Origin of the sequence: Christensenella minuta (assembly GCF_003628755.1) — a bacterium.
GTDB lineage: Bacteria > Bacillota > Clostridia > Christensenellales > Christensenellaceae > Christensenella > Christensenella minuta.
Genome location: NZ_CP029256.1, coordinates 1,434,676 through 1,446,526 on the forward strand (window position 1 = coordinate 1,434,676; position 11,851 = coordinate 1,446,526).

Sequence of the window (11,851 nt, forward strand, 5' to 3'; positions counted from 1 at the left end):
GAATCTCAAAAAACTTTGGCAAGCACATCCGACAGCGTGCTCACGCCTTCCACCCTTATCTTGTAGTCCGCGCCGCGCTCGATGCTGTTTTTGGGCACAAATACCCGGCCGATCCCCATCTTGGCACATTCCAGAACCCGCCTTTCAAGCTGGGCCACATGGCGAATCTCTCCCGAAAGCCCGACCTCGCCGATAAAGGCCGTATCCCTCGGCACGCCGAGGTTGCGCAAAGACGACACAATCGAAACCGCCATCGCAAGGTCTGCCGCGTGCTCGCGCACCTTGATGCCGCCCGCAACGTTCACAAAAATATCCTGCTGATACAGTTTTAAACCGATTTTCTTTTCCAAAACTGCGCATACCATATAAAGACGGTTCTGGTCGATACCCGAACAGAGCCGCCGCGGGATATTAAGCTGGGTATGCGCGCACAAAGCCTGTATTTCAAGCAGCATGGGCCGCGTCCCCTGGGTGGCGGCAAAAATAGATACGCCGCTCATATCCTGCCCGAAATCCCCTTCAAAAAGCATAGTTGGATTTTTCACTTCCATCATTCCGGCGTCGCGCATCTCGAATACGCCGATCTCGTCCGTGGAGCCGAAGCGGTTCTTTACCGCCCGCAGGATGCGAAGGTTTGATGTGCGTTCTCCTTCAAAATAAAGGACCGTATCCACAATATGCTCTAAAACGCGCGGCCCCGCGATTGCGCCTTCCTTTGTCACATGCCCCACGATAAAGGCAGCCATCCCCATATGCTTGGCGGCCTGCGTGATGCGCGAGGCACAGCCGCGCACCTGCCCCACGCTGCCCGGCGCCGACGAGAGGTCCGCGTCGTAAAGCGTCTGGATGGAATCCACGATGAGAAATTTCGGCGAAAGCTGTTCCACGCCCGCGAGGATACTGCCTACTTCCGTCTCCGCCATGAGATAAATGTTTTCCTCCACACCAAGGCGTTTCGCGCGCATTTTGATCTGCGACGGCGATTCTTCCCCCGACACATAAAGCACATTTCCGTAGGCCGTCAGTTTCTTTGCCACCTGCAGGAACAGGGTGGATTTTCCGATCCCCGGTTCGCCGCCCGCCAAGGTAACCCCTCCCGGGACGACGCCGCCGCCAAGGACGCGGTCGAATTCCTCGATTTCCGTCCGGAACCGTTTCCCGAGCTCCAGCGGAATCTTGTCAAAAGTCACGATACGCCCGGGAGCGGACGCGCTTTTCCCCATCCCCACGGGGGCGGCGGCCACAAGCTCTTCCGCCATGGTATTCCAGCTCCCGCAGGACGGGCACTGGCCCGACCATTTTCCGCTCGCATATCCGCATTCGCTGCATATAAATTGCGTTTTGCTTTTCGCCACTTAGCTTCCTCCGTCAGGTTGCGGGCACATACGCGTACTGAACCACCTCGTCGAGCACCGCGTTTTCCGTCGATTTATCCGTTTCGTCATAATAGCAGATGCCGTCTCCGTTCGCCGAGGCGAGGCGGTTGCGCGTCACCTCGTTGGTCAGCTGCACCGTATCCGTCGCGTTGGTATAGGCCACATAAATCTGCCCGCCTTTGGAATAGGCAACGAAGTTGTCTCCAATATCGTAATCGAACACACCTTCCGCCAGCTTCGTCGGCTCGCCGCCCTCCGTGGACATCATAAGCGTGCAGGAGGCGGTATCCTTTTCCGTCCGGAAGACGATTTCTTTTCCGTTCGTCTTGGGTCCGTATACGGCGTTCCCAAAATTATAATCATCAAACGCTGCGTCATCTTCATTGAACGCAATCCGTTTCAGAACGCTATTGCCCTTGCCGTCCTCTACAGCCCATACCATATCGGACCGGGAAATATCCACGGCACTGTTGCCCGTCGTTTGTTCATACAGCTTAACGGTCGCCGGTTCGCGCGTCGCTACATTATACACATAGAGGCGCTGCGTCTCTTCTCCCGCCCACTGCATAAACGCGAGGCGTTCGCCGCTGATCGAAAGGCGGGGCGGCGCATAAGCATATTCCTTGATTACAAACTGTTCGTCTTTTTCAAGGTCGTAGCCGAGAATCCTCCCTCCGCCGTTCGTCATGCTGTCGAGGAAAACGGCAACGTTTCCCGAAAGCACCGGAGAGATAAAGTTATCATATTTCTTTTCCGTGTTGGCAAGCAGCCGTTCTTCTCCGCTCTGCGTATCATATACCACCACGCCGTCAAGCTGCTGCACGCTTCCCTTCTGCACCTGGGTGGTGAAAATAATATTGTCTCCGTCGATGTACGGCTCGTTCTTGAGCTGGTACTTTTTATCGAAATACATTTCCTCCGATTTGATCGCCTTCGGCGCATCCTCGTCCTCGAGGGAAAAGCTCGCTTCTACCTTCGGCTGGTAGCGCAGCGAAGGGTCTACCCCTTTAATCAGGTCTTCCACCAGCGGAAACCCGAAAAAAATAATCGCAAGCACGCCCGCGGCAATCCCGGCGATGAGCAGGATGATCCGGAAGCGTATCCAGAAATTGCTGCGTTTGATGCGGCTGAGCATCATCGGCTGCCGTACGGCTGTTATACTTCTGTGTCTGTGTCTGCGCATACCTTCGCTTCCTTCGTGCTATTGCCTCTTTTTCTGCAGGATGCACACCGCCTGCGCGGCGGCGCCTTCTCCCCGGCCTACCGCGCCGAGGTATTCCGTGGTGGTCGCCTTTACATTCACATAGGAACGCGGCATGCCGAGCGCGCCCGCAATGTTTTCGACCATCGTATCGCGGTAGGGCATTACCTTGGGTTTCTGCATAATCAGGGTACTGTCGATATTAATGACACAATACCCGTATTTGGTCAGCAGCGTTCCCACTTCCTTCAAAAGGTCAATGGAATAGATATCTTTGTATTGAGGATCCGTATCCGGAAACAGCCCTCCGATGTCGCCCATGCGCGCGGCCCCGAGAAGCGCATCCATAATAGCATGCACCAGCACATCCGCGTCGGAATGCCCGTCGAGCCCAAAATCACACGGGATTTCGACCCCGCCGAGGATGAGCTTGCGGTCCTTGGCGAAAGCATGCATGTCAAAGCCATTGCCGATCCGGATATCCGACATCTGCTGCTTGCGCGCGATATCGTTCCCGTGTTCCACGTCCGCACGGGTCGTAAGCTTGATATTGTCCGGCGAGCCTGGCACTATGTGTACTTCGTCGCAAATACGTTCCACGAGGGACGCGTCATCCGTCCCGAGGAACCCGTCTTCCTCTGCCTGCGCATAAGCGCGCATGAGGAGCTCGCGCGAAAACGCCTGCGGGGTCTGCACACACACCAGCTCCTCGCGCGGGAGCGTTTCCTCTACCACATTGCGCCTGGTGCGCTTGATCGTATCCGTTGCCGGAATAGCGGTAACGCCGCTTCCGCAGCGGATGGCGCTCGCCGCGCAGTCGCGGATGATGCGCTCCGTCACAAAGCACCTCGCCGCATCGTGGACCATTACGATATCCGTATCGTCGGGCACGAGCGGAAGGGCGTTCGCCACAGAATGCTGGCGTTCCTTGCCGCCTTCGCAGAAAATGCACCGGAGACCCTTCACATACTTGTTCATTTTGCGTTCCATGGTCTCGCGTTCTTCCGGTTTGCATACAACGATGATATCCGAAAAGAGCCCCGTCGCTTCAAAGGTCTTCAGGCAGCGCACCACGGCGCTTTGCTCGTCAAACTTGATGAAAACCTTATTGGTATCCATCTTCATGCGGCGGCCGCTGCCGGCCGCAAGGATAATCGCACAAATTTTCATCGCTTATTCCAACACCTCATACATTCCTTCGGCTTCCTGCTTTTTCGTGGTTTCCACAAGTGCAAGCACGCGTATGCGCAGCGGCTTCGAGCCGAATTCAATGGTAATTTCGTCTCCGACCTTTACGGCATAGCCCGGCTTGCGTTCCTTCCCGTTTACAAGAACGCGGCTGCCCTCGCATGCGGACTGCGCCACTGTGCGGCGCTTAATCAGCCGGGATACTTTCAGGTATTTGTCCAGTCTCAATCTCAATTCCTCGCTTACAGCAAAATTAATAAAATGCGGCGCATGGCGCGCATATACGGAGCATACCGCGTCACGGTCTTAAAAAACGGCCGCCCGGTCATACAACAATGCACAGACAGATATATTATATCTCTTTTTGCGGCAAGATTCAATCAACGCGGTCCGCGCCGGTCCAAATTTACAAATTGTTAAAACCATATTCCGCCGCAGATAAAACGGCCCGGGAATAGCAAAAAGGAAAACGCCGGCTTCCCATTGTTTTCGTGCAACAAAAAAGGCATCCAGACCGGATGCCCCGTTTGCATTCTCAGCTTATTTTACAGCATCTTTGAAAGCTTTGCCGGCTTTGAAAGCAGGAACTGTGGAAGCAGCGATCTTGATCTGCTCCTTCGTCTGCGGGTTGATGCCCGTTCTTGCAGCGCGCTTTCTCGCCTCGAACGTACCGAAGCCAACAATCTGTACTTTTCCGCCCTTTTTGATCTCTGCGATGATGCTGTCCGCAAATGCGCTCAGAGCAGCGTCTGCATCCTTCTTGGAAATTCCGGCCTTTGCCGCGATAGCAGCTACGAGTTCAGTCTTATTCAAAACTTTACCCTCCTTGAGATTTTTTAGTAAATTTCCGGGCGGAGGCCACTCCGCGCGGTTTGACACTGTGATGATTATAATACAATCAGAGGCATAAATCAACCCATTTTTTCAGCATTTTTGCCTATTTTATCCGCTTTTTCATGCTTTGCCCGTTCCCATAAACAGTCAAGCTCGGGCAGGGTGAGTTCGCTGAGTTCCTTTTCCGCGTGTTCTTCCATAAACGCCAGCCGTTCAATAAACTTTTCGCACGTTTTGTTAAGGCAAAGCTCCGGATTGGTCTTCATCAGGCGCAGAACGTTGATGATGGCAAACAGCAGGTCCCCCGCCTCGTCCTCCATTGCGTCTTTCGTTCCGCCGTGCAGCTCCACCTTCCACTCGGCGAGCTCTTCCTCCACCTTGGGAAGCGCCTCTTTGGCACCGCTCCAGTCGAATCCAACCGCCGCCGCCTTTTTCTGCAGCTTATAGGCCCGCATCATCGCCCCCATGGAGCGCGGTACGTCCCGCAGTACGGAAACGAACGTCTCGTTGTTCTTTTCCCTGCGTTTGATCGCTTCCCAGTTGGTTACCACTTCTTTTGCCGTATCCGCTTTTCCGTCTCCGAAAATATGCGGATGACGGTGGATCATCTTTTTGCACACCGCCGTCGCTACGTCGTCGATATCAAATTCGCCGCATTGCCGCGCTACTTCCGCGTGAAAAACGACCTGTAGGAACACGTCGCCGAGTTCGTCGTACAGCGCGCAGATATCGTCCGCGTCAATTGCGTCCACCGCTTCATACGCCTCTTCCAGAATATACTGGCGCAGGCTTTCATGCGTCTGCTCGCGGTCCCACGGGCAGCCGTTTTCCCCGCGCAGCACTTTCATCACACGCACAAGGTCGTAAAGGCCGTACCGCTCTTTTTCATAGAAAGGTACGGGGGGCAGCACAAATATTCCGCCCGTGCCCAGCTCCACATTCCGGTCAAGGTCGTAAAGTTTTACCGGTGCGGAGCTGCCGCCCGCATAAAGCAGTCCCTCAGTATCTTCCGCATAGTATTCCGCCAGAGCGCATTTTACTCCCTCCGCGGAATAAGCGTTATCCACGCCTGTAATAACAAGCGCTCCCGTGGTATCAAAAATTGCTCCCTCCAGGTCCCGCGCGCTGAAAACGCTATATTCATCAAACGAAAAAATCCCGTGCGCCGCGGTAAGCGCTGCTGCGGCCGCACTCCCGCAGGAGATATAGTCCGGTTCTATCCCCAGCCGCAAAAGCTCTTGAATAAAGCCGTTCGTTCCCGCGTCTCCCAGCAGGCAGAAGACGGCCTTCCCGCCTGCCGCCTGCGCGATGCGCTGGGCGCCCGCAGTATACAGCGCGTCAAAATCTTCCGCCGTCTCAAACAGGTCGTCCAGCGTGACGATACTTTGGTTCCATTCCCGAATTTGCCCCGCGCATTCCGCGCGTTCGCTCTGCAGGATAACAGTATCCGCTTCCCGGATCGCCCTGGCCGCGCGCAGGGGCAGCATGTCCGCCTCGGGCACAAGCTCCACAATCTGTAAATCCATCACCGTTCCACTCTTTCCATTCATTGACATCTCAAAATTATATCCGCTTTCCGCCTGCTTTGCAACCGGGACGGCGGGACTGGTTCCGCTTGCACCTTTAAATCTGATAGACGGGCCGAGCTGCAAAAGCCGGTCCGCACCGCAGGCCGCGGTCCTAACAAAGCGCCGGACGATATTTCCTACAAAAAAGGACCGTACAAACCGTACGGTCCTTTGATTTTATCCGCTTAATTACGCAAAGGTGGAAAGCCGGTCAGGATAGGTCTTGATGTTCTCCTCGTCCTGCCATTTCTTGATCGTTTCTTCCTGATAGGCCGTCTGCGCCTCGTTCAGCTTGGTGCTGATGATGCTGTCTTTCACGTCGTCAAACGGCACCTCGCCGCCGCCTTCGCTCGTATACTGGAGGATATGGTATCCATAATCCGTAGCGACGAGGTCTGAAAGCGAGCCTACGGACGGGAGCGCCATTGCCGCCGTCTCGAACTCTTCCACCATACCCGAGCCTGGGAATACGAGGTATCCCTTGGTCTTGGCCGGTTCCACGGTCATACCGGAATCCGAACCCAATTCCTCAATCAGCGCGTCAAAGTCTTCACCGGCCTGCGCGCGCGTAAGCGCCGCATCCGCGTCGGCTTTGATCTTGGCCAGCTCTTCTTCAAGCTTTGCATCCGCCCCTTCGTCGTCCCCATCCTGACGCAGCGTTTTGATCTCGCTTTGTACGTCGTCGGGAAGGCCGATCAACAGGTTTTTAATATACCGCGCACCCTGCGGCTCATAGACTACCGTACCGGAATTTTTATACGTCGTATAAGCCGTTGCGTCCTCGTCGATCGCGGGTTTCTGCGTTTCCATCAGTTCGTCGTAATATGTTTTCGCTTCCTCTTCGGAATAGCTCACTTCATTATTCAGTTTCTCCACTTCCGCGTTGATCGCGTCCGTCTTGATCGAATCTTCTACCGCTTTATCGATATCGCCATATCCGTACAGCTCGGAATATTTTGCATACTGTTCTTCGATATAAGCTTCCTTATCCGTAATCGTATCGTCGGCATTTGCCGTCTCTTCAATGCCCGAACGGAGGCTTGCCAGCGTATCTTCGATGCCCTGCCGTTTTTCCGCCCGTACGTCTTCCGAATCCTCAACGAGGCCGTCCGCCTGCGCGTGCTGGTACAAAAGCTCGCTCTTCACGAACTGGTTCAGCATATCTTCCTTCATGGCCGTGAACTGGTCCGAGCCGTATTGTTCCGCAAACTGCTCACGCGTCATACCGTAGACGGCGAGATTCATATCGACCTGATCGAGCACCTCTCCCTTGGTGATCTGCGTTCCGTTCACCTCCGCCACGACCTGTGCGCGGTCCTTATCTTCGTTGACCGATACCATGGAGCACGATGCGAGCGCAACACATAAAACCGCGCACACTGCCGTAACCATGATTTTTTTCATTCGATTCATATTTGCTATTGTTCCTTTCCCAATAAATACACAATTTTAGAACGCACCCCCGCAGCGCTTTGAAGCGCGAACCGTATCCTCTTCCCGGCGTTCTGCTGTCAAAGGCTGTTTCCGCGGGATGCTTTGCACTGCCGCGCACACGACGCGCGCCTGCAAAGCGGACAGATTCCCGGCAATCCCCGCCGGACAAAAGCCGCTGTCCTTTATGCTAACTTTTACATTATACAAGAACGCCTGTGGATTTGCAATGCAAATCCGCTGTGCGGGCATCAGCTTTTCCGGCGGCGCAGCTTAATCCCACCCAGAAATTCCAGAAAAGCGTTCGTGTCGAATCCCCGCTCCGTCCTGTAGACAAGCACCGGCGGAGTCGACGGTCTCAGTATAACATCATTTGCGCGTCCGCTCACCATTTTTAACAGTTTCTTTACATTCGGGTTTACCGTTTCCGAATACTTGAGCTCGATCCCGTCCGCTTTCTTAATCACGCTGGCGATTCCCGCGGCGGCCGCATAGCTTTTCACCGCCGCCGTAACGATCAGGTTATTGACCTCTTTCGGAATTTTTCCATAGCGGTCGGCGATCTCCTTTGCCGCAGATTTCGCATCCGCCACCGTTTTGATCTTGGAGATCAGCTTGTAAATATCCATTTTGTCCGTCTGGTTGCTGATATAGCTGTCCGGGATATAGGCCGGCACGCCGAGTTCCACCGCGGTTTCAAAATCCGCTTCCACATGCCTGCCTTTTGCCGTCATAACCGCTTCGCGCATCAGTTTGCAATACATCGCATATCCTACGGTAGCCATATGCCCGCTCTGCTCCGGCCCGAGCAGGTTTCCTGCGCCGCGGATCTGCAGGTCTCTCATGGCGATCTTAAAACCGCTGCCAAGCTGCGTAAACTCGCGGATCGCCGCCATACGCTTTGCCGCGTTTTCCTTCATACTGCCGTCGCCGAGGTAGGTAAAATACGCATAGGCGTTTTTATCCGAACGGCCCACCCTCCCTTTCAACTGGTAAAGCTGGGAAAGGCCGAATTTATCAGCTTCATATACGATGATCGTATTCACGCTCGGGATGTCGATGCCGCTCTCAATGATCGTCGTGCATACGAGCACGTCATATTCCCCGTCAATAAACCCGCCGACCACGCGTTCCAGCTCGGCTTCGCTCATCTGGCCATGCGCCGCCGCGACCCGGGCTTCGGGTACGTTTCGTTTCACGTCGGCCACAAGTTGATCCATTTCGTTGATCCTGCGGCACACGAAGTAGGCCTGCCCGCCCCGGTCGATCTCGCGCATGACTGCGTCGCGCAGCAGACCGTCCGAATAGCGCATCACGTAGGAATACGGCTGCTTGCGCATGGAAGGAGGCGTATCGAGCGTGCTCATATCGCGGATACCGACCAAAGACATTTCGAGCGTACGCGGGATCGGCGTTGCCGAAAGGGTCAACACGTCTACGCTTTGCTTTAAAAGCTTAATCTTCTCTTTGTGCGTTACGCCAAAGCGCTGCTCTTCATCCACGATCAGAAGTCCCAGATCATTGAATTTCACATCATTGGAAAGCAGCCGGTGGGTGCCGATAATAATATCGATCTTCCCCCGCCTCAGGTCTTCGAGCACCTGCTTGTGCCGTCCTTTGGAAAAACGGGTCAGGCCCGCGATGGTCACGGGGAAATCGCGGAACCGTTCGCGAAAGGTCTTCAGGTGCTGCCGGGCAAGCAGCGTCGTCGGCACAAGTACCGCCACCTGTTTGCCGTCCGTTACAGCCTTCATAGCCGCGCGCATGGCGACCTCCGTTTTGCCGTATCCCACGTCGCCGAGGAGCAGCCGGTCCATAACGCGCGGGGATTCCATATCTTTTTTGATCTCCTCGATACTCTGGAGCTGTCCTTCCGTCTCCTCATATTCAAAGGAATCCTCGAACTGATTTTGCCAAACCGTGTCCTCCGGGAAGGCGTGTCCCTTGCTTTCAAACCGCTGTGCATACAGGTCCACAAGATCGAAGGCAAGCTTCAGGGCCGATTCGCGCGCCTTTGTTTTGGCGGCCTCCCACTCGCGTCCGCCGAGCTTGGAAAGCTGGGGCGGCGCGTCCTCGCTGCCGATATATTTCTGTACGCGGTCGATCTGCGCGGTCGGGATATAAAGCTTGTCTCCCCCGCGGTATTCAATCTCCATATATTCCGCGACCGTCCCGCCCGCCTCTAGCGTTTTAAGTCCAAGGTATTTACCCTTGCCGTGCACGTCATGCACCACAAAGTCTCCCGGGGAAAGGTCGCTGAAAATATCCTCCTCCGCGTGCTGGCGCTGCTTTTTGACGGGCGCTTTTTTCACGCGGCCATAGATATCATTCGCACCCAGCACAAGAAGTTTTCCCGAAGGAATCTCGAACCCATAGGAAACATAATCCCCGCTGACAGAAAGCGGCGCAGACATCGCTTTTTCCACAGGCGCGATCACATCCAGCTCCGCGAGGGCGGAAGAAAGCGCCTGCGCCTTGCCTCCCGCGAACATGCGCACGGAATATCCGTGTTCCCTCCGGTCCAGGAGGTCTCTCACAAGTTGGTCTATACGGCCGCGGTATTCCACCGCCCCGTGCATATCCATATCGACCTCGCTCACCGTCTTAAGCCGCGCATTTTTGGTCCCCGCCATATCAATGACATCCGCTGTTTTATTCTGAATGAGCGCCCGCAGTTCGCCCATGCTTTCGCCCTGTATGGGAAAGGCCTCGCCCTCCGCCACAAGGTGGGCCGCTATGTCTGCAAACTCCGTCAGGATGCGTTTGGCCTCGCCGTATATCCGTTCAAAGTCGTCGAACATCAGGATCGCATCCGGAAAATAATCCGCGATATACGCGGGGGTAAACATCACCGGCAGGAAGGTATCGGCATTCTCAAAGCTGCCGTATTCCTCCACATCCGCCATGATGCTGTCCGCAAGCCTTTTGTTTTCCTGTTTTCCGAGATAGGCAGACAGTTTTTCCTTTTCCTCTTCGCCGAGGACAACCTCGCGCGCCGGGGGCAGTCGGTATTCCTCCATCGGTTTTCCCGCCGACCGCTGTGTTTCACTGTCAAAGGTACGGATGCTCTCCACCTCATCATCAAAAAACGTAACGCGCAGGGGCATTTTTGAATCCGGCGGATAAATGTCGAGTATTTCCCCGCGCCGCGCAAATTCGCCGCGCGAATATACGGTGCCCACGCGTTCATATCCGTTTCTCGCGAGCTCCTGCATCAGGAACTCGCCGTCATAGCTCTTGCCCGCCTCAATCAGCAGGCAGGTCCCGTCAAATTTTTCTTTGGGAACAAGTTTCCCGAGGAAGGCGCGAATCGAAAGGAACACTGGCTTTTTTATTATTCCGGCATTTTTCATGACCTTTACGCGCACAAGCTCTTCTTCGCGCCCCTTGGCCTGTGCCGCGCGGATAGAATAATCGTTTTCCGGGAAGAGCACGCCCGCCGCCGCCGCGTATTCACGCGCCGCCTGCTCCGTATTTGTGACGCACAATACCTGCCGCCCCGAGCCCCTTGCGGCGGCTTCCGCAAAATAAGGCTTCGCATGCGGGGTGACGCCAAAAACCGAGCAGGGCAATTGCCCTCCCCGGATACATTTCAGTACATCCTGGAACGCGCCGCTTTTTGCGATCAGCGGACTTACCGCGTCATTCAATTCATACTCCCTTCGCCTTTAAATTATGGTCCGTTAAACCTTGCCTGCGCTTTTGAAACGCCTTCCAACACGATGCATTCGCAGGCGTCGGCTGCACGGCCGAACATTTCCTGCGCCTGCCCGTGCTTTTCCTTTTCAAATTTCCCAAGCACGTGCTGGATCAGATTCCCTTCCGGTTTCCCAATCCCGATCCGGATGCGCGGGAAATCGCCCGATCCGGTGTAGCCTAGAATCGAACGCATGCCATTGTGCGTGCCCGCACTGCCTTTTTCGCGAATCCGCAGCGTACCAAAGGGAAGGTCGATATCGTCATACAGCACGATCAGTTGGGAAAGATCGGCGTTATAATAATTGAGGATGCCGTCCACCGCATAGCCGCTGTTGTTCATAAACGTTGTCGGCCGGATCAGCATCACTTTCTCATTGCCGATCATCCCCTGGCCGGCGTGAGCGTCAAATTTGGTCGCTTTCAATTTAACGCCGTGGCGCTTGGCAAGAATATCCAATACCTGAAAGCCGGCATTATGCCGCGTATTTTTATATTTCAGCCCTGGATTTCCGAGCCCTGCGATAAAATACATAAATCCCTCCGAACCTGCGGGA

The 11,851-nt window shown here is 54.9% G+C and carries 10 protein-coding genes; all 10 read right to left on the minus strand.

What is annotated here, in order from left to right; genetic code table 11:
• Positions 1–5: 5 nt before the first annotated feature.
• A complete protein-coding gene (gene radA / locus B1H56_RS06790; protein ID WP_066523489.1) occupies positions 6–1,355 on the minus strand; it encodes a DNA repair protein RadA in 1,350 nt (449 codons plus the stop codon).
• Between the two features lie 13 nt (positions 1,356–1,368).
• The gene (locus tag B1H56_RS06795) at positions 1,369–2,559 is read right to left on the minus strand and encodes a TolB-like translocation protein (protein WP_147554744.1); all 1,191 of its coding nucleotides are present in this window, start codon (positions 2,557–2,559) and stop codon (positions 1,369–1,371) included.
• A gap of 18 nt (positions 2,560–2,577) precedes the next feature.
• Positions 2,578–3,747 (minus strand): 2-C-methyl-D-erythritol 4-phosphate cytidylyltransferase, encoded by a 1,170-nt coding sequence (gene ispD / locus B1H56_RS06800; RefSeq protein ID WP_066523491.1) that lies wholly within the window; start codon positions 3,745–3,747, stop codon positions 2,578–2,580.
• A 3-nt stretch (positions 3,748–3,750) separates the two neighbouring features.
• Positions 3,751–3,993 carry an RNA-binding S4 domain-containing protein gene (locus B1H56_RS06805; RefSeq protein ID WP_066523492.1) on the minus strand — a complete coding sequence of 81 codons (243 nt, stop codon included), beginning with the start codon at positions 3,991–3,993 and terminating at the stop codon, positions 3,751–3,753.
• Between the two features lie 312 nt (positions 3,994–4,305).
• Entirely contained in the window at positions 4,306–4,644 is a 339-nt protein-coding gene (locus B1H56_RS06810; RefSeq protein WP_258107099.1) for an HU family DNA-binding protein, read from the minus strand.
• Between the two features lie 32 nt (positions 4,645–4,676).
• Positions 4,677–6,149 (minus strand): nucleoside triphosphate pyrophosphohydrolase, encoded by a 1,473-nt coding sequence (gene mazG, locus B1H56_RS06815; protein ID WP_169797777.1) that lies wholly within the window; start codon positions 6,147–6,149, stop codon positions 4,677–4,679.
• A gap of 207 nt (positions 6,150–6,356) precedes the next feature.
• Positions 6,357–7,571: a peptidylprolyl isomerase gene (locus tag B1H56_RS06820; protein ID WP_066523495.1), complete on the minus strand. Its 1,215-nt coding sequence runs from the start codon at positions 7,569–7,571 to the stop codon at positions 6,357–6,359.
• Between the two features lie 45 nt (positions 7,572–7,616).
• Positions 7,617–7,850 (minus strand): hypothetical protein, encoded by a 234-nt coding sequence (locus B1H56_RS06825; RefSeq protein WP_066523496.1) that lies wholly within the window; start codon positions 7,848–7,850, stop codon positions 7,617–7,619.
• Positions 7,850–11,248, minus strand: coding sequence for a transcription-repair coupling factor (gene mfd, locus B1H56_RS06830; RefSeq protein WP_066523497.1), 3,399 nt, complete (start codon positions 11,246–11,248; stop codon positions 7,850–7,852). Before mfd ends, B1H56_RS06825 begins: the two co-directional genes overlap by 1 nt.
• 23 nt (positions 11,249–11,271) lie before the next feature.
• Positions 11,272–11,829, minus strand: coding sequence for an aminoacyl-tRNA hydrolase (gene pth / locus B1H56_RS06835; RefSeq protein ID WP_066523498.1), 558 nt, complete (start codon positions 11,827–11,829; stop codon positions 11,272–11,274).
• Positions 11,830–11,851: the final 22 nt, after the last annotated feature.

Excerpts from the sequence above, each read along its gene's own strand:
- B1H56_RS06820 (WP_066523495.1), bottom strand. The coding sequence starts at position 7,571 with ATGAAAAAAATCATGGTTACGGCAGTGTGCGCGGTTTTATGTGTTGCG.
- mazG (WP_169797777.1), bottom strand. The coding sequence starts at position 6,149 with ATGAATGGAAAGAGTGGAACGGTGATGGATTTACAGATTGTGGAGCTT.
- ispD (WP_066523491.1), bottom strand. The coding sequence starts at position 3,747 with ATGAAAATTTGTGCGATTATCCTTGCGGCCGGCAGCGGCCGCCGCATG.
- pth (WP_066523498.1), bottom strand. The coding sequence starts at position 11,829 with ATGTATTTTATCGCAGGGCTCGGAAATCCAGGGCTGAAATATAAAAAT.
- B1H56_RS06825 (WP_066523496.1), bottom strand. The coding sequence starts at position 7,850 with ATGCCCGCACAGCGGATTTGCATTGCAAATCCACAGGCGTTCTTGTAT.
- B1H56_RS06795 (WP_147554744.1), bottom strand. The coding sequence starts at position 2,559 with ATGCGCAGACACAGACACAGAAGTATAACAGCCGTACGGCAGCCGATG.